Source organism: Faecalibacterium sp. BCRC 81149, assembly GCF_022750605.1.
In the GTDB taxonomy this organism is placed as follows: Bacteria; Bacillota; Clostridia; order Oscillospirales; family Ruminococcaceae; genus Faecalibacterium; species Faecalibacterium duncaniae.
In genome coordinates this window covers 84,437-105,656 of the sequence record NZ_QXJA01000009.1, presented here as the reverse complement: position 1 = coordinate 105,656, position 21,220 = coordinate 84,437, and the positions used below count along the sequence as shown (strand labels likewise).

18 protein-coding genes and 1 riboswitch are annotated in these 21,220 nt (G+C 56.5%); of the genes, 5 read left to right on the top strand and 13 right to left on the bottom strand.

Going from position 1 to position 21,220, the window contains the following annotated elements:
• Positions 1-21 precede the first annotated feature (21 nt).
• Complete coding sequence (locus D3F01_RS10890; protein ID WP_097773351.1) at positions 22-813, bottom strand: AraC family transcriptional regulator; 792 nt, start codon at positions 811-813, stop codon at positions 22-24.
• 119 nt (positions 814-932) lie between these two features.
• On the opposite strand from D3F01_RS10890, the gene D3F01_RS10885 reads away from it, so the two are divergent.
• The gene (locus D3F01_RS10885; protein ID WP_242888644.1) at positions 933-1,601 is read left to right on the top strand and encodes an alpha/beta hydrolase-fold protein; all 669 of its coding nucleotides are present in this window, start codon (positions 933-935) and stop codon (positions 1,599-1,601) included.
• A 344-nt stretch (positions 1,602-1,945) separates the two neighbouring features.
• Here the strand turns inward: D3F01_RS10885 and lysS are convergent, their stop codons facing one another.
• From lysS to D3F01_RS10865, 4 genes are all read right to left on the bottom strand, one after another.
• Entirely contained in the window at positions 1,946-3,457 is a 1,512-nt protein-coding gene (gene lysS / locus D3F01_RS10880; protein WP_242888642.1) for a lysine--tRNA ligase, read from the bottom strand.
• A 19-nt stretch (positions 3,458-3,476) separates the two neighbouring features.
• The gene (gene greA, locus D3F01_RS10875; protein WP_117534428.1) at positions 3,477-3,962 is read right to left on the bottom strand and encodes a transcription elongation factor GreA; all 486 of its coding nucleotides are present in this window, start codon (positions 3,960-3,962) and stop codon (positions 3,477-3,479) included.
• 278 nt (positions 3,963-4,240) lie between these two features.
• Positions 4,241-5,065: a hypothetical protein gene (locus D3F01_RS10870; RefSeq protein ID WP_242888639.1), complete on the bottom strand. Its 825-nt coding sequence runs from the start codon at positions 5,063-5,065 to the stop codon at positions 4,241-4,243.
• The gene (locus D3F01_RS10865; RefSeq protein WP_242888637.1) at positions 5,040-6,563 is read right to left on the bottom strand and encodes a leucine-rich repeat protein; all 1,524 of its coding nucleotides are present in this window, start codon (positions 6,561-6,563) and stop codon (positions 5,040-5,042) included. Before D3F01_RS10865 ends, D3F01_RS10870 begins: the two co-directional genes overlap by 26 nt.
• Before the next feature lie 158 nt (positions 6,564-6,721).
• Positions 6,722-6,797: riboswitch (cyclic di-GMP riboswitch) on the bottom strand.
• Positions 6,798-7,069: 272 nt separating this feature from the next.
• On the opposite strand from D3F01_RS10865, the gene D3F01_RS10860 reads away from it, so the two are divergent.
• A complete protein-coding gene (locus D3F01_RS10860; RefSeq protein WP_242888630.1) occupies positions 7,070-8,371 on the top strand; it encodes an MATE family efflux transporter in 1,302 nt (433 codons plus the stop codon).
• A 47-nt stretch (positions 8,372-8,418) separates the two neighbouring features.
• Here the strand turns inward: D3F01_RS10860 and D3F01_RS10855 are convergent, their stop codons facing one another.
• Positions 8,419-9,264, bottom strand: a complete 846-nt coding sequence (locus tag D3F01_RS10855; protein WP_242888629.1) for an AraC family transcriptional regulator — start codon at positions 9,262-9,264, stop codon at positions 8,419-8,421.
• Positions 9,265-9,391: 127 nt separating this feature from the next.
• On the opposite strand from D3F01_RS10855, the gene ugpC reads away from it, so the two are divergent.
• On the top strand, positions 9,392-10,507 hold the full coding sequence (gene ugpC, locus D3F01_RS10850; RefSeq protein WP_097771644.1) for a sn-glycerol-3-phosphate ABC transporter ATP-binding protein UgpC: 1,116 nt from the start codon (positions 9,392-9,394) through the stop codon (positions 10,505-10,507).
• A 115-nt stretch (positions 10,508-10,622) separates the two neighbouring features.
• Positions 10,623-10,919, top strand: a complete 297-nt coding sequence (locus D3F01_RS10845; RefSeq protein WP_242888628.1) for an antibiotic biosynthesis monooxygenase family protein — start codon at positions 10,623-10,625, stop codon at positions 10,917-10,919.
• Positions 10,920-10,991: 72 nt separating this feature from the next.
• Here the strand turns inward: D3F01_RS10845 and D3F01_RS10840 are convergent, their stop codons facing one another.
• The 4 genes from D3F01_RS10840 to D3F01_RS10825 all read right to left on the bottom strand — a co-directional run bounded on the left by D3F01_RS10840 (position 10,992) and on the right by D3F01_RS10825 (position 15,482).
• A complete protein-coding gene (locus tag D3F01_RS10840; RefSeq protein WP_005935355.1) occupies positions 10,992-11,858 on the bottom strand; it encodes a carbohydrate ABC transporter permease in 867 nt (288 codons plus the stop codon).
• On the bottom strand, positions 11,858-12,835 hold the full coding sequence (locus tag D3F01_RS10835; protein WP_242888627.1) for a sugar ABC transporter permease: 978 nt from the start codon (positions 12,833-12,835) through the stop codon (positions 11,858-11,860). Before D3F01_RS10835 ends, D3F01_RS10840 begins: the two co-directional genes overlap by 1 nt.
• A 112-nt stretch (positions 12,836-12,947) precedes the next feature.
• The gene (locus D3F01_RS10830; protein ID WP_098924402.1) at positions 12,948-14,387 is read right to left on the bottom strand and encodes a twin-arginine translocation signal domain-containing protein; all 1,440 of its coding nucleotides are present in this window, start codon (positions 14,385-14,387) and stop codon (positions 12,948-12,950) included.
• A gap of 84 nt (positions 14,388-14,471) precedes the next feature.
• Positions 14,472-15,482, bottom strand: a complete 1,011-nt coding sequence (locus tag D3F01_RS10825; protein ID WP_117477177.1) for a LacI family DNA-binding transcriptional regulator — start codon at positions 15,480-15,482, stop codon at positions 14,472-14,474.
• 423 nt (positions 15,483-15,905) lie between these two features.
• Between D3F01_RS10825 and D3F01_RS10820 the strand changes: the two genes are divergently transcribed.
• Entirely contained in the window at positions 15,906-18,341 is a 2,436-nt protein-coding gene (locus D3F01_RS10820; protein ID WP_242888625.1) for a glycosyl transferase, read from the top strand.
• Positions 18,342-18,424: 83 nt separating this feature from the next.
• Here D3F01_RS10820 and D3F01_RS10815 read toward each other — a convergent pair whose 3' ends face one another.
• The 3 genes from D3F01_RS10815 to D3F01_RS10805 form a co-directional block, all read right to left on the bottom strand.
• Positions 18,425-19,159, bottom strand: coding sequence for an amino acid ABC transporter ATP-binding protein (locus D3F01_RS10815; protein WP_278252040.1), 735 nt, complete (start codon positions 19,157-19,159; stop codon positions 18,425-18,427).
• A gap of 31 nt (positions 19,160-19,190) precedes the next feature.
• Positions 19,191-19,955, bottom strand: a complete 765-nt coding sequence (locus D3F01_RS10810; RefSeq protein ID WP_156182527.1) for an amino acid ABC transporter permease — start codon at positions 19,953-19,955, stop codon at positions 19,191-19,193.
• Positions 19,956-20,063: 108 nt separating this feature from the next.
• Positions 20,064-20,888, bottom strand: a complete 825-nt coding sequence (locus tag D3F01_RS10805; protein ID WP_242888622.1) for an ABC transporter substrate-binding protein — start codon at positions 20,886-20,888, stop codon at positions 20,064-20,066.
• Between the last annotated feature and the right edge of the window lie 332 nt (positions 20,889-21,220).

The following is a 21,220-nucleotide window of genomic DNA, read 5'->3' as shown; positions in this document are numbered from 1 at the left end:
ACCTGAAATCAAAAATTTCGGTTATGGCAGAATACGGGTGGGCGGAAAGCCCATCCGTTTTTTGTAAATGCGGCTGAAATAACAGGCATCTCGGTAGCCGACCTCATGAGCGGCCTGTGTCACAGTGTAGTCACCGGAACGCAAAAGCTCAGTGGCTATTCGGACACGATAATTGATGAGGTAATCGATGGGGCGGATGTTTTTGTACTTATAAAAGAGATAGCTGACATGTCCGGCTTTCTCATTGACCTGTTCGGCCAGTGCGTCCAGCGTCAGCGGCTCTGCATAGTGCTCTGCGATGAAATCCAGCAGGATGCTCATGATTTGGCTTTCATTGTAAGTTTCCTCTGGCTGAAAATCTGCGAAAATCTGGGCGAAGAATTCTTCCGTCAGCTTTTCTTGCTGGTACTGGCTGCGGATGTCAGCGTCCGGGTGGAGCTTTAGGATCTGCTCCAGAATGGAAAAGGTCTGTTCCGGATTTTTGAGCTTGTGGGAGAACAGCAAAGGCCGGTCGTTTTCGTAGTACATATTGATGTAGTGGAAATCCTGCTCGCCCAAAGCCGAAATGGTCAGGGTCTTGTCGGGACATCCGTGCAGGAATAGTCCTCGCTTGGCAATGAAAGGTTCGTGCTCAAATGAGAAGATGGCCCGACCCGACACCGGAACAATCAGTGCACTTTTCAGGGTGCGGTAGCTATTACTCTCACCAGCGTGCAGGGTAAAGCTGCGGAAGCCGACAGACTCGATTCGGCCCTGATTGTATTCCTGAAATAAAATTTCCAGCGGATTAGGAAGCGCGGATATTTGATTCATTGGGAGCTCCTTTGTGCAAAAGTGGTTAGTTAATGCTAATATAGCACAAAATGCTACCGTTTGTCTATGTGGGGAGCACCCCACACTGCGTAATAATTAACAAAAAAGGGCGGTTATGGATGAAAATTCTAAATCTCGGTTCACATCGAATTGGAGTGCGGTTCCCGGAAAAGGGACTGCGCAAAGGCAAAAATCCTGCAATCCTACTCAACGATGGGGAACTGATTGAGCAGTTGAATCTGCGCACGGAACGAGCAGTGTTGGTGGGGGTATACCCCAATAACAGACTTTCAGAATATACCCCGTGGCCGGAACCGGCTATTCGACCGGGCACACCGGATTTTTGTGGGCAGCTAGGACAATATCATCGAGAACTGAACAACGAAATTCTCCCGGCGCTTATAGACGAATACGCCCTTGACACGGAAAAGCTGGCGTATGGCGGCTATTCGCTGGGCGGTCTGGCTGCAACCATGAGTCTCTGGGAAACAGATGCCTTTGCTGCAGTATTTTCCCTCTGTGGGTCGTTCTGGTATCCGGGTGTTGCCGATTTCATAGAGGAACATGTCCCCAAAAACTACTCCGCACAGGTTTATCTGCAAAATGGTATCCGGGAGGGCGAAGGCCACAACAACCGCCTGTGTGATGCCTATAGCTATGCCCAACGAGTTCACACTGCCCTGCAAGCGACATGTGGAGCCAAAACTGTGCTGGATGACTACGGCCATCATGACCGGCAAAGTGAGCGTCTTAACGCTGCACTGCGTTGGGTGGAACGTGTGCTATGAATCATTGGCGAAAATTTTGGCGTATGCTGAATCAAGGTGCATTTTATAATCACCAGCGACGAGCTGATTTAACCGCAGGGAACGCCGATTGGTAACATAAAATCCTTATATGAAACAAAAAGCGGCAGCTACGTTGTTTTTTGCAACATAGCTGCCGTATCTTCGTTTTGGGAGTTCGGTGTACCTACTACACCAATCCGCATATTCAATTCATACACCACACCGCTTTGTAAGGCCCCTTTTCAGGAAAACGTCCCAAAATTGGTGTAGTTGTGGTGTAGTACCGCAGATGATGGGTAAAATCATGTTAAAATTTTCTCGTATCTGCGTTTTAATTTCGCATTTTACTGCTCAATCGGCTTCATCGTGGGGAACAGCAGAACATCGCGGATGGAGGCGCTGTCGGTGAGCAGCATGACCAGGCGGTCCACACCGAAGCCCAGGCCGCCCGTGGGGGGCAGACCGTACTCCAGAGCGTTGACGTAATCGTAATCCACCTGAGCCTTGCAGTCGGGCTCGATGGCCTTGCGCTCGGCGACCTGACGCTCAAAGCGGCCCTTCTGGTCGATGGGGTCGTTCAGCTCGCTGAAGGCGTTGCCGTACTCGGTGCAGTCGATGAAGTACTCAAAGCGCTCGGTAAAGGCGGGATCATCCGGCTTGCGCTTGGCCAGCGGGCTGATCTCGACAGGGTAATCATAGATGAAGGTGGGCTGGATCAGCTTGTCCTCAACAAAGGCATCGAAGAACTCGGCCAGAATGGCACCCTTGGTGGGGACTTCGGGCAGCTCCACATGATGCTCCTTGGCAGAGGCAATGGCATCCTCGTCGGACTTCCAGTCGTTGAAGTCCACGCCGGAATACTTCTTGACAGCCTCCACCATGGTCAAGCGCTCCCAGTGGCCCATATCGATCTGCTTGCCCTGATAGGGAATGACCATGCTGCCGCAGATCTTGAGGGCCAGGCGCTTGTACAGCTCTTCCACCAGATCCATCATGCCGTGGAAATCGGTGAAGGCCTGATACAGCTCGATGCTGGTGAATTCGGGGTTGTGCTTGGGGTCCATGCCCTCGTTGCGGAAGATGCGGCCAACCTCATACACGCGGTCCATGCCGCCCACGATCAGGCGCTTGAGGTACAGCTCAGTCTCAATGCGCAGCACCATGTCCATGTTCAGGCTGTTGTGGTGGGTGTAGAAGGGGCGGGCAGAGGCGCCGATCTCAAAGGGGGTCAGGATGGGGGTATCCACCTCCAGGAAGCCCTTCTCGTCCAGATAGGCACGGATCTCCTTCAGGATCTGGCTGCGCTTGACGAAGGTATCCTTCACCTCGGGGTTGGCGATCAGGTCCACATAGCGCTGACGGTAACGCATTTCGGTATCGGTCAGGCCGTGGAACTTCTCGGGCAGGGGGCGCAGGCTCTTGGCCAGAAGGGTCAGCTCGGTGGCGCGAACGCTCAGCTCGCCGGTCTTGGTGCGGAACACCTCACCCTTGACACCGATGATATCGCCCACGTCCAGCTTCTTGAAGGCGGCGTAGGCCTCCTCGCCCAGCTCGTCGCGGCGGACATACAGCTGGATATCGCCCTTGTCATCGCGCAGGTGGGCAAAGCTCGCCTTGCCCATCACGCGCTTGGACATCATACGGCCAGCCAGCGCGACATGCTTGCCGCTGTCGGTCTCGTTGGGCAGATCCTTGAACTCTTCCTTCAGGTCGGCAGAGTATGCGTCCTGCGGGAACTTGGTCAGGGTGAAGGGGTCGTTTCCGGCAGCCTGCAGGTCGGCCAGCTTCTGGCGGCGCACCTGCACCTGCTCGCTCTCAGACAGGCCCTGAGCGGGGTTTCTCTTTTGTTCTTCCATGGTTTCCTCCCGTTCAGGCTCAGTTTGCGGCGTGGGTAATGGCCAGCACTTCGTACTCGACGGTCTGGCCGGAGGGCAGCAGGACCTCAGCCTTCTCGCCCACAGCCTTGCCCAGCAGAGCGTGGCCCACGGGGCTCTCGTCGCTGATCTTGCCGTTGATGGGGTCAGCCTCGGTGCGGCCAACGATGTCGTACTCCTCGGCCTCATCATCGCCGGTCATCTTGATGGAGACGTGGGTGCCAACAGAAACGCTGTCCACACTCAGCTCGCTCTCGTCGATGATCACAGCGTTCTTGACCATCTGCTCCAGCTCGGTGATGCGGTTCTCCACCAGACCCTGGGTGTTCTTGGCTTCATCGTACTCGCTGTTCTCAGAAAGGTCGCCGTGGCTGCGGGCTTCCTTGATCTCCTCGGCCAGCTCCTTGCGGCGGACCGTCTTGAGGTATTCCAGTTCGTCCTGCATCGCCTTCAGGCCGGAAGCGGACATCTTGATTTCTTGTGCCATTTTGGATCTTCTCCTTGTCTATTGAATTGACGCAGCCGCAAAGCCGCGCACGAATGCTATTATGACTGTTCTATTATAATAGCAAGCCGGGGGCTTGTCAATAAAAACCACGGCGCTAGAGCGGAAAAAGCGGCGGTTTCGGCTCCCGCCCCTATGCAGAAGCGCCCCGCCGGTTCCCCGGCAGGGCGCTTCCACAGGTTATTTGGGAATAGAGAATGGTTTGGTTGTGGGGCAAAACCTCTCCGCAGTGACGGCTGAGAGGTTTTGTTCCAAGGGGTTTACTTTTCCTGTGCCTTATTCCACACACGGATCACTTCAACACGGCTCACGGAATCGGTATCCACATAGGTCTCGCCGTTGTCCTTTGCGGCCTTGAGCAGATCGTTCTCCACAGCCCAGGCAATGGCCTTCTGGGTATCGGTGGCATCAGCGGGCAGAACTGCGGCGGGTGCGGGCTTACCGGCATGGTTCCACACCAGCAGGGCCAGCTCGGCACGGTTTGTGGGGATGGCAGTACCAGCGGGCAGAGCGGTTTTCAGGTACAGCTCCGTGCCCAGCTGATAACCCTGCCATGCCAGAATGGCGGTGCCAGCAGCGGCAGTACCGACCACTGCGGCGGTGCCCAGAATATTGGGCTCGCTCTCCTCAATGGAGGCATCCTTTGTCATGGCTTCGATGGTCACACCACCGGCAGGCATTTGGAACTTCAGGGGGTTGTTCTTGACATCTACATCCAGCGTTTCATCGGTGGTAATAGTCCACTGGTCAAATGCAACCGCATCGCTCTGGCTGGTGTAGGTCACGGTCACATCAGCTTTTTCGGGCACCTTGGCGGTCAGCTCGCCCTTGCCGTTCTTCTCAGCCTTGATCTCTTCGTCACCATTCTTAATGGTAACATCAGCATTCTTGACAGTCAGGGTGTAGAGCTTGGTTGCAGGGGTAAGGTCAGCGGCCTTTTCGCCAACAACGACCTTTGCATCCGCATTGCAGATGGTCTCGTCATTGCTGTCGTTCACTGCAATACCAAAGGTGTAGCTGCCGGTCTTTTTGTAGGTCACGTTCAGGGTCGCCTTGAGATCACTGCTCTGCTGAGCCTGGCCCATCCATCTGAGCAAGTTCCTGAACCGTGTAGTCCTTCTTATCCAGTTCCTTGCCGTTCAGCTCCACCTTCTCTACTTCGTCGCCGTAGGTCAGAGCAACTTTACCTTTGTGAATCTCTGCCCCATAGGTGCCCGGGTTAACGGTAATGTTCACATCAACCGGAGTATTGACCAGATAGGCGCTCTTGGAAGTGGTTGCAGTCATCGTTGCGGCAACGGGGGTAAGCTCCCACTTTGCATAATAAGTTTTACCAGTTTCAGCAGTGGTCACTGCATTACCGTCAAACTCGGCATTCTCATACCAGCCCTTGAAGGTGTAATCAGTCTTTTCAGGAATAGCCAGCTTACCTTCTTCAAAAGTAGCATTCTCTGCGAAAGTACCGCCGTTGGTAATAGCGAATACAGAACTTGTGAATCCTTGGGTACTTTCAACAGTGCTCTTTTGCGTTAAATTGTCAACATAAATAAGCTTTGTACTCATCGAGGCAAAAGCGTTATCCCCATAGGTAGCTTGTGCTATGCTTGAAAGGTCAATCGAATGCACACTCGTACATCCACTAAACGCATACTCGCCAATGCTGGTTACTCCATTTGCAATCTGGATAGAGGTAAATTTATTACTCATAAATGCTTTTTCACCGATCTTGGTTACAGAACCGGGAACAGACAATTTACCAGTAAAGTTGCAACTCGAAAAAGCACCCCCTCCAATTTCTTTCACAGATTTTCCGATAGTCAAATTTCCTGTTAAGCCATGATTATTTACAAAGGCATCCTCTCCAATACTCTGAACATTGTCAGGTATCGTCAAATCCCCTTTTAGGCCGCTTCCATTGGAAAGTGAAAACGCCTTACCGCGGATATAAAGCAAAGAATCAGGCAGTGTAATGGAAATAGGATTCGCAACAGAACCTACCACATTACTAGTTGTACCCAAATCACTGAGAGCAGTGGCTTTGATCTCGGTCAAGTTGTTTGAAAGCCTTACGGAAGTAACGCCACTGCAATGATTGAACGCGTATTCACCAAGCTCTGTTACACTATCAGGCAGTTCAATTTTAGAGATTTTTTCGTATCCCTCAAACGCATGTGCACCAATCGCTGTAATTCCGGCTGCGATTTCAATTTCTGTAATTTTATTTCTGGATTCCGTAACAGCTGTTGATTCTTTCTCAGCAAGTGCATAATTCCACGGCTTACCAAAAGACCAGCTTGTTCCAAAATCTCCCATCTGACCAGTACCAGAGATGGTCAGCTTATAAGTGTCTGCACCATTAGGTGTAAGTGTCCAGATTGCGTTGCGATAATATGTGCCAGTAAAAGTTTGAGCTGCTCCGTTATACTGTGTGGAACAATAGTATGTTTGGCTTTCGTAAGAGTTATCAGCACCACAGTAACCAGTTAATACCGATTCCTCTGCAAATGCTGTAATTGCACTTACTGGCAGTAGTGCAAATATCATGCACGCCGCAACCAGCAAGCTTATGAGTCGTTTTTTCATAAAAATCCTCCTTTTATGAATACTCCCAAAATATAACCATGCCCGCACAAAGCAAAAAGAGCGCCGCACCGGCCAAATGGCTGGTACAACGCTCTGCGTTTTGTACTTTGGGAATCTACCGCCCCTTGAGGTGATGCCCATGTGCGGTATGGTTGAGAAAGTGCAGCTGGCTGCCATATTACAGGCCCTGTAGCTTTGCGCCGCAGCCTTCCGGCTGGTTTGCCGATTCTTCTGTTTTTATGTGGCATCTTACACAAAAATCATAAATTTTTTTTTTTTTTTTTTTTTTTGTCAATAACCCAAAACCATCTTTGGCGAGTTGCACAAAAGAGGAAGTATCTGTATGGCATTTTCGGATAGCGGCATCTCCCCGGGGAGAAGTGTTCCGCTTGGGGAACGGCGGCGTGTTTCCTCGTTTTTTCGTTGAAATATGCCAGGTTTTATGATATAGTAGTAGTCGTTTTTACGTTTCACGCCCCTATTCTCCCTGCGGAAAGGAAGCATCCATGAACCTGACAAAGCAGTTCTTCAAGTATGTGTCGCAGAATATTTTCGGTCTGATCGGCACCTCGTGCTATATTCTGGCCGACACCTATTTCATCGCCCAGGCGGCGGGCACCGACGGCGTGACCCTGCTGAACCTCTGCCTGCCCATGTACAACCTGATCTTTGCCTTCGGCTCGATGATCGGCCTGGGTGCGGCCACCCGGTACGCCATCCTGCAGGCGCAGGGCGAGGCGCGGGCGCAGCGGTTTTTTTCCAACGCCATCCTCTGCGCCTGCCTGATCGCCATCCCGTTCATGCTGGCGGGCGCGTTCTGCCCGGGCACGCTCCTGCAGCTCATGGGCGGCGATGGGGACATCGTGGCGCTGGGCCTGAACTACACCCGCATCTTCCTGCTGTTCACACCCTTCTTCATGTGCAACTACATCTTCTCGGCCTTCGTCCGCAACGACGGCGACCCGTCCCTTGCCATGGTGGCCACCCTGAGCGGCAGCCTGTTCAATGTGGTGTTCGATTACATCTTCATCTTCCCCATGGGGCTGGGCCTGCCCGGCGCGGCGCTGGCAACGGCCATCTCGCCGGTGCTCAGCATCGCCATCTGCAGCCGCCACTTCTTTCAAATGAGCAACACGCTCACCTTTGTCCGGCAGGCTCCCTCGGCCCGGCTGCTGGTGCAGAGCTGCCAGCTGGGCATCTCCGGTTTTGTCGGGGAGCTCTCCTCTGCCGTGACCACCACCGTGTTCAACTTCCTGCTGCTCCGGCTGGCGGGCAACGTGGGCGTGGCCGCCTATGGCGTGGTGGCAAACTTTGCGCTGGTGGCAACAGCCATCTTCAACGGCGTGGCCCAGGGTGCCCAGCCGCTGATCAGCCAGTGCTACGGCAAAAATGAGATGGCCGGGGCAAAAAAGCTGCTTCTGCTGGGCTGCGGCACTGCGCTGGCGCTGGCGGCGGTGTTGTACGGTGCCGTGTTTGGCTTTACCGATACCTTTGTTGCCCTCTTCAACAGCGAGAACTCTGCACTGATGGCCGAATACGCCCACAGTGGTATGCGCATCTACTTCCTGGGCTACTTCTTTGCAGGCTGCAATATTGTTGCGGCGGGCTATCTGGGTGCGGTCAACCGCCCCACCGAGGCCACCATCACCTCGGTCAGCCGGGGCGTAGCCGCCATCGTCACCTGCTCGCTGATCCTGAGCGCCCTGTTCGGCATGAACGGCGTGTGGTCCGCCTTCCCCGCCGCCGAGGCCATCACGCTGGCCCTGACGGTGTTCCTGCTCAAGCGCCCGCAGTCTGTGTGCGGCTGAACGCCTCCACAGAAAAGAGCCGGGTGCTGCCCCGACTCCTGAACATTTTAAATATACAGTGCCTGCTCCCGCTGGCTTTCCGCCGGGCTGAGGGGCCGCGCTGTCTGACCGGCCAAGGCCCGCCACTGTGCGGGGGATTGGCCGGTCTCTTTTTTGAACACCCGGCACAGGTAGTTGGCCCCTGAGAAGCCGCACAGGCTGGCAATGACATCCAGCGTGTATTCCCGGTGCAGGAGCAGCCGCATGGCAGCTTCCACCCGCACGGTGGTCAGGTAGCGCCCCGGGGGCACCCCTACGGCGGCAGTAAAGGTGCGGACAAGGTGGCTCTTGGAGACCCCCAGCCGCTCACTGAGCTCCTCCACACCGTACAGGCCAGCGTAGTTCTGGCGGATATCCTCAATGGCGGCCTCCACCAGCGGCGGCAGAGGCGGGGCGGCGCTGTCGGCCCCCGCAAGCTCACAGAGCAGGGCAAAGGCCAGCTGGCTGGCAGCCCGGCTGCGGGGTGTATCGGCCTCGGCGGCAAGGCGGCCCAGCAGCTCTGCGGCGGCGGGGCAGGTCTCGCCCCGGGCCAGGAACGGCAGCTCCGTCAGCCCGGCAAGGAACTGCACCGCCGCCTGCCCGGTCAGCTGGATGCAGAGCAGGTGGCTCTCCCCTTCCGGGGTCAGGGTCAACGGGGCGCGGCTCAGCACCAGATGGCCCGCAGCCGCGCTCTGGGGCGGCAGGATCAGTGCGCTGCCCGTCGGGGAGGGCGAGGCATCGGTCAGGCTGGCAGTGCATCTGCCGCTGGAGATCAGGCAGACCCACAGCCCCTCGCCGGTCAGGGTCAGGGGTTCTTTGGGCTGGATATCCCGCACCACGCCAAGGGCTGCGGTGCTTGTCCAATCATAAAGCAATATCTGACACCTCAAATCAATAAAATGCTATTTTATATCACAAAGTTATCTGCTATTATAATACCAACGAGAGCGTGCACCGTCAAGGTGCCATAACATAGAAAAATTTTAATGGAGGCAATGACCTATGGCTTCGATTAGCTGCCAGCACATCTACAAGATCTATCCGGGCGCTACTGCTCCTTCTGTTACCGACTTCAACCTGGAGATCCAGGATAAGGAGTTCATCATCTTCGTCGGCCCCTCTGGCTGCGGCAAGTCCACCACCCTGCGCATGATCGCCGGTCTGGAGGAGATCTCCAAGGGCGAAATGTACATCGGCGGCCGCCTGATCAACGACGTTCCCCCCAAGGATCGTGATATCGCCATGGTGTTCCAGAGCTACGCTCTGTACCCCCACATGACCGTTTACAAGAACATCGCTTTCGGTCTGGAGCTGCGCAAGACCCCGAAGGACGAGATCGACCGCCGCGTTCACGAGGCTGCCAAGATCCTGGAGATTGAGCACCTGCTGGACCGCAAGCCCAAGGCTCTGTCCGGCGGCCAGCGTCAGCGTGTTGCTCTGGGCCGTGCAATGGTTCGTAACCCGGCAGTCTTCCTGCTGGACGAGCCCCTGTCCAACCTGGATGCAAAGCTGCGTACCAGCATGCGCACCGAGATCATCAAGCTGCACAAGAAGCTGGCTACCACCTTCATCTACGTTACCCATGACCAGACCGAGGCTATGACCATGGGCGACCGCATCGTTGTTATGAAGGACGGCATCATCCAGCAGGTCGATACCCCGCAGAACCTGTACGATATGCCCTGCAACATGTTCGTTGCCGGCTTCATCGGCAGCCCCCAGATGAACTTCCTGGACGGCACCGTGACCAAGAACGGCGATCAGTACGCCATTGACCTGGGCGGCGACACCATCCCCCTGCCCAAGGAAAAGACCGCTGACGGCAAGCTGGATTCCTACGTTGGCAAGAAGGTCAAGATGGGCATCCGTCCTGAGGATATCGACGACGAGCCCGAGTTTATGGCAAAGCACCCCGACTGCCACCTGGAGGCTCAGGTCGATGTGTCCGAAATGATGGGCGCTGAGATCTACCTGTACCTGGAGTACAAGGGCAACAAGATGACCGCCCGTGTTGCTCCCACCTCCAAGGCACGCAACGGAGACACCGTCCGCGTTGCATTCGATCCGCACAAGGTCCACGTCTTTGATGTCGAGACCGAGCAGACCATCCTGAACTAAGTTCTCCAGGGATCATCTTTTGATCCTCCTAATAAGCAAAAGCCGCCGGGAAGCGATTTCCGGCGGCTTTTGTCTAAGAGAACACACATTGGAACATTATAAGGGAGATTTCACCATGGAACGCATGATGCTTCTGGTCACCTACCGTATGCTCCCCGGCCAGCGGGACGTTTTTCTGCAGGAGGTCGCCGCTGCCGGCATTCTGGCAAAGGTCCAGCAGGAGGACGGTTTTGAGCGCTACGATTACTACCTGAGCGCCGCCGACCCGGACGAGCTGCTCATCGTTGAGGAGTGGGACTCCGAAGCCCAGCAGCAGGCCCACGTAAACACCGACCACATGGCCCAGCTCCGCACCATCAAGGAGAAGCATGTCGCTTCCACCGCGATGCAGCGCATTGCCAAAGCCGGCTGAGCACGAGAGGATAGAAAAGCACCCGCGGCCTGCTGGCTGCGGGTGCTTTTTCCGAAGGAGAGAACGGAATGCTCAGCCCTTGACACCGCCCAGTGCAACACCACGGACGATGAACTTGGACAGCAGCAGATAAACGATGATCACAGGCAGGATGGCAATGGCCACCAGCATATAGACCTTGCCCATATCGAACTTGAGGAAGTCGGCACTGCGGAGCTGTGCAATGAGGATGGGCAGGGTCTTTTTGTCTGCCGTATCCAGCACCAGTGCGGGGATGAAATAATTGTTCCAGCTGGACACAAAGGAGAAGATGGCCTGCACCGCCAGAGCGGGCTTCATAATGGGAAGCACGATATGGTTGAAGGTGTAGAACTCCCCTGCGCCATCGATGCGGGCGGCTTCCACGATCTCCATGGGCAGGCTGGCATCCAGATACTGCTTCATAAAGAAGAACACCGCCGGGGCCGCAATGCTGGGGATGATGAGGGGAATGAAGCTGTTCTTCAGCCCCATCTTTGTGATGAGCTGCAGGAAGCCCAGCGCCGAGACCTGGGTCGGCATGGTCATAATGAGCAGGATGATGGCAAACGCCGCCTTTTTGAACCGGAAGTTATAGGCGTAGATGCCGTAGGCTGTCAGGGCCGAAAAATAGACACTGAGGGCAGCCGAGCAGCCGGACACGATCAGGCTGTTCCGCACACCGGTCAGCACCGGGATGTTGGCATCTGACAGCACATTTTTCAGGTTGGTCATCAAGGATCTGCCCGGCAGAAAGGAAAAGCCCTTCTGGATCTCAAAATGGGTACGGGTGGAATTGATGACCAGCACATAGAAGAAGAACAGGCATAAAAAGCTCAGCAGCACCAGCGCCGCATAGCACACCGTGCGGCGGGCCGCAAGGGTCGCTTTTTCGGATCTTGTCTTGACTGCGTGTGACATTATGCTTTTCCTCCCTTCACCTGTTTGGCCGCCTGCCTGCGGGCCTTGCGCTCGGCCCTGCTCAGGCCGTCGTCCTCCTTGGTCAGGGCCATGTAAACGATCACGCAGAGCACTGCGCACACCAGGAACAGTACCACCGAGACCGCGCCGGCCATGCCGTAGTTCTTGCTGAACAGGTGGTTGTTCAGGTACATGATCATGGTGGTGGAGGTGCGGTCGGGGCCGCCCTTGCCGTTGGTCAGGATCTGCGGCACATCGAACATCTGCAGGCCGCCGATCATCGAAGTGATCATCACATAGACCAGGATCGGCCGGATGAGCGGGATGGTGATCTTCCAGAACATCTGGTTCGGGGTGCAGCCGTCCAGCTCCGCTGCCTCATACAGGGTGGGGTCCACGCCCATGATGGCCGCCATCAGCATGATGGTCGTATTGCCGAACCACATCAGGAAGTTCATCAGGCCGATGAGGCCGCGGTTGCCCCAGACACTGTTCAAGAAGCTGAAGGGCTCCTTGAGGATGCCCATGCCCACCAGTGCAGCGTTCACGGGGCCGTTATCCGAGAACAGGGCAAAGAACAGCATGGCAAATGCCGAAGCCATGATGAGGTTGGGCATGTAGATGACTGTCTTGAAGAAGGTCTGGCCCTTCAGCTTCAGGCGCAGGTCGGTAAACCAGGCCGCCAGCAGCAGCGAGATGGCGATCTGCGGGATGAAACCGATGATCCAGAGCAGCAGCGTGTTGCCAAAGTATTTGGGCAGGTCGGTTGCAAACAGGGTGATGTAGTTCTTCAGGCCCACAAAGGTAGGGCCGATGATCTTCAGGCCGCTGCGGTAATATTCAAAAAAGCTGTAATAGATCGTAGACCCCAGTGGAATGAGCTGGAACAGCGCAAAGATGAGGAAGAACGGTGCAATGAAGATATAGCCCCACTTTGCATAGCTGATCGAGCCGTTCTTCTTTGGTTTTGCTCCCATAGTAACTGCCCTCCTGACGTACACTGCCCAAAGCAAAACGGGGCGGGCGGGATCAGCGTCCGGCCCGCCCCATTCGGATTCGGTTCAAAAGGTTTTCAGGTTCCGGCTGCGCTTATGCGGGCCAGACCACATCGGTCAGCTCGGGGTACTTTTCCTTGATGGCGGTCTCGAAGTTTGCCTTTGCGGTATCCTCGTCCACCGTACCGGTAAAGTAATCCTTGAAGGCATTCTGGAAGCTCTCGTTCAGGCCCTGATCGTACGGGCCTGCGTTGGACATATCGATCTTCTTTGCAGCTTCTGCAAACAGGGCGATATGGTTCTGGCCGCCCAGGAAGTCGGAGGCATAATCGCTGTTTGCGATTTCTTCCATGGCCTTCTCGTTGTTGGTGTAATCCTGCGTATCCAGGGTGATCTGCTTCATAATGGCTTCGTCGCAGGTCAGCTTCTGCATCACGTCGCGGATGATATCGGTATTATCGGTACCGGCTGCCGCGCAGATCCAGGTGCCGCCCCAGTAATAGGGCTGAGGACCTTCGCAGACTGCGTAATCGCCGTAGATGCCGTTACCCACTTCTTCCTTGCCGCCCTCGGCCACAGGGGTCTCCAGAGAGTTGCCCAGCAGGGTGAAATTGATGCCCCAGGTGGAATAGAAGAAGCCAAACACCTTGCCGCTCGGGCCCTGATCGGCTGCCCACTGGCTGTCCCACAGGCTGGACTTATTGTTGTAGCCCTTATCGGTGTACTCCTTGGTCTGATCGACCCACTTCATAATGTTGGGGTCTACCTTGACGGTCGTGCCGTCCACCCAGGGAGCGTCCACGTTGTTGGAGAAGGTGCGGTAAGCATCATCGAAGCCGGACAGCATCTTGTAGCCCTTGGCATAGGCCTGTGCAGCCACCTCGTTGAACTTATCCCAATCGGACAGATGGCTCTGCACCTCGGTGGGATCATCGGTGCCCAGCACTTCCTTGGCGATGCTGCGGCGGTATGCGAACAGACCGGGGGTCGCCTGCCAGGTGGTGCCGCGCTGGCTGCCGTCCACGCTGACAATATCCTTGGTGTACTGGTACTGACCGGCCAGATCGGCATCGGTCAGGCCGATGTCTGCCTTGACATCCAGTGCGTAATCGGAATCCACATACTTCAGTGCGTAGTCAGCCTCGATCAGGAAGATATCTACCTTGTCATCATCGGCGGCGGAGTCCTGATTCAGCAGGGCCTCATCCAGCTTATTCTGGTAGTTGTTGTTCTCGTTGGCGTTGATGGTCCACTTGACAACGGTGCCATCTTTCAGGGTGGTGGTGGATTTGTCCTCAGCGATGGAGGCGACCTCGGGGTAATAGTTATTGAAGCGGCCCTGGAACTCGTCGTTCCAGCACCAGATATTCAGCACCTTGCCCTGAGCTGCCGGAGCATCGGAAGCGGCGGAAGAAGCTGCGGCAGAGGATGCCGCGCCGGTAGAAGAAGAGGAGCCGCCGCATGCGCTCAGCGCTGCACTGATGGTAACTGCACCGGAAGCCAGCAGGAAATTACGACGCGAAATCTTTCTCATAATGAAAAACCTCCTTCAATGGTTTTCGTGAAAAAGCGTTTCAAATTCAAGGCTCCGGTTCGCCCGGAACCAAATCCAACCCATTCATTCGATGCTGCGCACCGAGCCGCCCTCCAGCAGTTTTCCTGTCACCGGGATCTGCTCGGCCAGCGTCACACGGGGGTGCTCAATCATCTGCACCAGCTTATCCGCTGCCATCCGGCCCAGCATTCTGGTGTTCTGCTGCCAGGTCACCAGCTGGGGTTTCATCACGCGGGAGAGGTAAATGCCGTCATATCCCATCACGGAAATATCCTCCGGGATGCTCAGGCCCGCTTCCTGCAGAGCGATGCAGCCGCCCATGGCCGAGAAATCATCGGGGAAGAGGATGCAGGTGGGCCGCTGGGGCAGTGCCAGCAGGGCCCGGGTCTCCTCGGCACAGCGGTCGGGATCGTGATACACACCGCAGCGCACATATTCTTCGGGGACCTGCAGCCCCAGCTCCGCACAGCTCTTGTAGAAGCCCGCCAGCCGGTTCTCCGTCACCGCCGTGCGCTCGCCATGGATAAAGGCGATGCGGCGGTGGCCGTTGGCGTAGGCGTACCGCACCAGCGCCGAAAGCCCGTTGACATTATCGGAAAGGACCGCCATCCGGTTGTTGAACACATGGTCGATGGTCACCACCGGCACATCACTGTTGACCAACTCCACCACCTGCGGATCGTTGAAATCCACGCAGGCGATCACCGCTCCATCCACGCCCCGGTAGTGGCAATGCTCCAGATAGGTCATTGTTCTGCCGCCGAGGTTCCGGTTGACAAAGGTGATATCATAGCCCAGCTTTTCCACCTGCACCTTGAAGCTGTCCAGCACCGCCGAAAAGTACTCGTGGGCCAGGCCGCTCTGCCGCTCGTCCACAAACAGAACGCCAAGGTTGTAGGTACGGTTGGTCTTCATCGCGCGGGCCGCCATATTGGGCACATAGCCCATCCGGCGGGCCGCCTCGCGGACACGGTCGCGGGTCGCAGCAGAGATGTCCGACTGGCCATTGAGCGCTTTGCTCACCGTTGCCACCGAGACACCGCATTCACGCGCCAGATCTTTCAAGGATGACATTTCGCCGCCCTCCCTCACAGGGACCCGCTCAGGGCTCCCGAGCGAATCCTAAATCGTTTTCGCAATTTCAATATAGCGCACTTTGCACTAAAAATCAAGCAGAAGAAGAAAAGTTTTATCCTAAAAGTCCGCATTTCAGCAGGTTGCGAGATTTCATTTCCTCAGAATTATGCAGTCTGTATCGTTTTCGTTACATTTCGTTACCGTTCGATAATTTTTTCGTTCCCATACCGGTTTCCACCCCTGAACCAGCCCGCTGCACCCTTGTTGTATATTTCAGGTCCGCTCTTGATTTTTCCCGCAGGATAGACTATTCTTAGGGTGACAAGTGCCTTTCCCACCCTTGGGCCGCAAACCCTAAATCGTTTTCGCCATCAAATGATTTCAGCATTTCCGGTTTACCCTATAAGGAGGAACAAGGCTATGAGATTCGGACATTTTGATGATGCGCGCCGGGAATATGTGATCGACACGCCCCGCACTCCCCTGCCCTGGATCAACTATCTGGGCAGCGAGGACTTTTTCAGTCTGGTGTCCAACACCGGCGGCGGTTACAGCTTTTACCGGGATGCCCGGCTGCGGCGGCTGACCCGCTACCGCTACAACAATTCCCCGCTGGACATGGACGGCCACCGCATCTACATCAACGATGGCGGCACCATCTGGAACCCGGGCTGGCAGCCCGCCAAGACGGAACTGGACAGTTACACCTGCCGCCACGGTCTGGGCTACACGATCCTGCAGGGCGAAAAAAACGGCATTGCGGCCGCTCAGGAGCTGTTCGTGCCCCGGGGCGATGCCTGTGAGATCGACCGGCTGACGCTGGAAAACAAGACCGCTGCCCCCCGCACGCTGGACGTGTTCAGCTATGTGGAGTTCTGCCTGTGGGATGCCATGGACGACAGCTCCAATTTCCAGCGCAACTTTTCCACCGGCGAGGTGGAAGTGGTGGAAAGTGCCATCTATCATAAGACAGAGTACCGGGAGCGCCGGGATCACTACGCCGTGTTCTGGGCCAACGCCCCCGTTACCAGCTTCGACACCAGCCGGGATGCCTTCTGTGGCGTGTACGGCGGCTCCGCCGCACCGGAAGCGGTCAAAGCCGGTCACTGCTCGAACAGCATTGCCCACGGCTGGGCTCCGGTGGGTGCCCACCATTTCCATCTCACGCTGGCACCGGGTGAGAAAAAGAGCATCATCTTCGGGCTGGGCTACATTGAAAACCCGGTCGGGGAAAAATTCAGCGCTCCCGGCATCATCAACAAAGCCCGGGCCGAGGCCATGATGGCCCGCTATGCCACCGACACACAGGTGGATGCCGCCCGCAGGGCACTGGCCGACTACTGGCAGGAGCTGCTCTCGGGCTGGCAGCTGACCTCCGGCGAGGAAAAGCTGGACCGGATGGTGAGCCTTTGGAACCAGTATCAGTGCATGGTCACCTTCAACATGAGCCGCAGTGCCAGCTATTACGAGAGCGGCATCGGCCGCGGCATGGGGTTCCGGGATTCCTGTCAGGATCTGCTGGGCTTCGTCCACATGATCCCTTCCCGCGCACGGGAGCGCATTCTGGACATTGCTGCCACCCAGTTTGAGGACGGCAGTGCCTACCACCAGTACCAGCCCCTGACCAAAAAGGGCAACAGCGACGTGGGCAGCGGCTTCAACGATGACCCGCTCTGGCTCATTGCGTGCACCGCCGCCTATCTGCGGGAGACCGGTGACTGGTCGATCCTGGACGAGCCGGTTGCCTTTGACAACGACGTGACCAGAGCACAGCCCCTGATGGAGCATCTGCGCCGGAGCTTCCGCTACACCCATACCCATCTGGGCCCCCACGGCCTGCCCCTGATCGGCCGGGCCGACTGGAACGACTGCCTGAACCTGAACTGCTTCTCGGAGCACCCAGGCGAGAGCTTCCAGATCACCGGCCCCAGCGAGGGCCCTGTGGCTGAGAGCGTGTTCATTGCGGGCATGTTCGTGAAATACGGCCGCGAGTACGCCGAACTCTGTGACCACCTGCACCTCACTGAGGAGGCTGCCAGTGCCCGCACTGCCATTGATGCAGTAGAACAGGCCACCCTGACCGCCGGCTGGGATGGCGCATGGTTCCGCCGTGCCTACGATGCCTTTGGTGCCCCCGTAGGCAGCAGGGAATGCGACGAGGGGCAGATCTTCATCGAACCCCAGGGCATGTGCGTGATGGCCGGGATCGGCCGGGAGACCGGTCAGGCCGAAGCCGCACTGAAGAGCGTGGAGGAGCGGCTGGACACCCCGTACGGCGTGGTACTGCTCCAGCCCGCCTACACCACCTACCGGCTCAATCTGGGCGAGATCTCCAGCTATCCCCCGGGCTACAAGGAGAACGCCGGTATCTTCTGCCACAACAACCCCTGGATCAGCTGTGCTGAGACCGTGCTGGGCCACGGTGACCGGGCCTTTGCTGTCTACAAAAAGACCTGTCCGGCCTATATCGAGGACATCAGCGAGATCCACCGCACCGAACCCTACGTTTACAGCCAGATGGTGGCAGGCCGCGATGCCCCCACCTTCGGCGAGGCCAAGAACAGCTGGCTGACCGGCACGGCGGCATGGACCTTCGTGAACGTGAGCCAGTACATTCTGGGCATCCAGCCCACTCTGGATGGTCTGCGCGTTGACCCCTGCATCCCCCACACGCTGGCAGGCTACACCGTCACCCGCCGCTACCGGGGTGCCGTGTACCACATCCGGGTGGAGAACCCCCACGCCGTGCAGAAGGGCGTGCAGAGCGTCACCGTGAACGGTGCTCCTATTGCGGGCACCCTCCTGCCACTGGCAAAGGCCGGCGAAAACGTGGAGGTCTCTGTCATTCTTGGATAACCCCCCTCACAGCAAAAAGACCGCCAAAGCAAGTAGAAACGCTTGCTCTGGCGGTCTTTTCAATACAGTTTTTTCAGCTTCAATTACAGCATCTTGGAAAGGAAAGCTTTCAGACGAGGATGCTTGGGGTTCGAGAAGAGCTCCTGCGGGGGCTCATCTTCCTGGATCCTGCCCTCATCGATGAAGATGACGCGGTTGGACACCTCGCGGGCAAAGCCCATCTCGTGGGTGACCACCAGCATGGTGATGCCGGTGTGGGCCAGCTCCTTCATCAACTCCAGCACCTCGCCGACCATCTCAGGGTCGAGGGCGGAGGTGGGCTCGTCGAACAGGATGACATCCGGGTCCATGGCCAGAGCGCGGGCAATGGCAATGCGCTGCTGCTGGCCGCCGGAAAGGCTTTTGGGGAACACATTGGCTTTATCGGACAGGCCGACACGGGCCAGCAGCTCCTCGGCACGCTTGGAAGCCTCCTCCTTGCTCTTGAGCTTGAGCAGCTCCGGGGCCAGGCAGAGGTTCTGCTTGACGGTCAGGTGGGGGAAGAGGTTGAAGTGCTGGAACACCATGCCCATCTTCTGGCGCACGGCATCGATGTGGGCATCATCCACCTCGATGCCCTCAAACTTGATGGAGCCGCCGGTGGGGATCTCCAGCCGGTTCAGGCAGCGCAGGAAGGTGGACTTGCCGCAGCCGGAGGGGCCGATCAGGCAGACCACATCGCCGCGGTAGATGTCGATATCGATGCCCTTCAGGACATCCAGGGTGGGGGTGGGCTGCTTTGCGCCCTTTTTGGTCTCACCGCCGTAGGTCTTGGTCAGACCACGGACTTCCAGGATCTTTTCAGCATGATTAGCGGTCACCTTGCGCCATCCTCCTCTCAAACTTCGACAGCAGCCATGTAAAGATCATGACTAAAACCAGATAGACCACTGCAACGCCCAACAGGGGGAACATGGCCTCGTAAGTACGGTTCATAATGCCCTGCGCCGCATACAGCAGCTCCTTGCCGCCGATGACGGTGATGAGCGAGGTATCCTTGAGCAGGATGATGAACTCGTTGCCCAGTGCAGGCAGCACCGCGCGGATGGCCTGCGGAATGACAATGACCACCATGGTGGTCATGTAGTTCAGGCCCAGGCTGCGGCCGGCTTCCATCTGGCCAGGGTCCACCGCCATCAGGCCGCCGCGGATGATCTCCGAAACGTAAGCGCCCGAGTTAATGCCCAGTGCCAGCGCACCGACCATGGTAAAGTTGCGGCTGTTGGCAAAGATGACCATGCTCATAATGAGCAGCTGCACCATCATGGGGGTGCCGCGGATGATGGTGGTATACACCTGACAGACGGCGTTGAAGAAGCCCAGCACCGGGTTCCTGCGGCCAGGACGCTGCTGGTCGTGCGCAACACGCACCAGTGCGACCACGCTGCCCAGCACCACGCCCATTGCCAGCGCAATGGCGGTGACCAGCAGCGTAGTGCCCACGCCCTGGATGTACTGCACCCAGCGGTCGTTCAGGATGAACGCCTGATAAAATTTGAAGAACATTTCCTGCCCGAAGCCCAGCTTCGTGCCGCTATTCAGCAGCTCTTTCAGCAGTTCGTATTGTGCGGCCATTCGCATCCTCGCTTTCTAAAATTGTTAGAATTTTGTAACCTGTTCTTTCCAAAAAAGGGGAGGTACCCCAAATGGGGCCGCCTCCCCGTGATACAAGGTACAGCTGAATTATTCAGCGGTGATGTACTTGTCCACGATGGACTGCAGGGTGCCGTCAGCCTTCAGCTCTTCCAGAGCGGCATTGACAGCATCCTCCAGAGCGGAACCCTTTGCCATGCCAATGGCGTAGTCCTCCTCGGCGTAGCTGGTGTCCAGAATGACCAGACCGGGGTTGGCGGCAACGTACTCCGTAGCGGGTGCATTGTCGATGACAACTGCATCGACCTGGCCATTCTTCAGAGCCTGCACAGCGGTCAGGCCGTCGTCGTATGCGACCACAGCGTCATCGCCGAAGTCATCAGAGCAGTAGATGTAGCCGGTGGTGCCGCGCTGGGTGCCGATCTTCTTGCCTGCCAGATCATCGGGAGAAGCAATGTCAGAGCCGTTCGGCACAATGATGGACTGGATGCCGGTGGCGTAGCTGTCGGAGAAGTCCATCACAGCCTTGCGCTCGTCGGTCACGGTAACGCCAGCCATGACGATATCGGCCTTGCCCTGCTGCACGCTCAGCAGGGCTGCGTCGAAGTCCATATCATCGATCTGCAGCTCCAGGCCCAGCTTCTCAGCGATCGCCTTGGCGGTGTCCACATCGATGCCCTCGATCTCACCGGAGTCGGTGGTCATCTCGTACGGAGGGAAGGTGGCGTTGGTGGCCATGGTCAGCTTGCCAGCCTCAACGGTGGTCAGCTCAGCGGCAGCGCTGGTGGAAGAAGCTGCACTGCTTGCAGTGGAAGAAGCGGTGCTGGAGGCGGAACCGCCGCAGGCAGTCAGAGCCAGAGCGGCAGCGGTCAGACCAGCGGCAGCCAGAAAGCTGCGGCGATTGATCTTTTTCATATTCAAACACTCCTCTGTTGATTGTATATTTTTTCACTTTCCCGGCACAATGCGCTTCATCGTGTCATCAAGGAACAGAATTAGTATATGTTGTACAAATAAAAAAGTCAAGTGTTGTGCAAAAAATCGGAACAAATGAAACCCTTTTGAAAACATTTATACAGAAACAGCCGAAGAAAGAATGAATATATACAAGCTCTGGTCTGGGAGTCACTTTCTCCGAAGTAAAATCATATCTTCGCAGTGGTTTTTCTCGAAACCGTCCTGTTCGAAAAGCGTATGGCGAAATTGCCAAAAAACGGAAGAAAAAATCGTTCAAAAGCACGAGAACA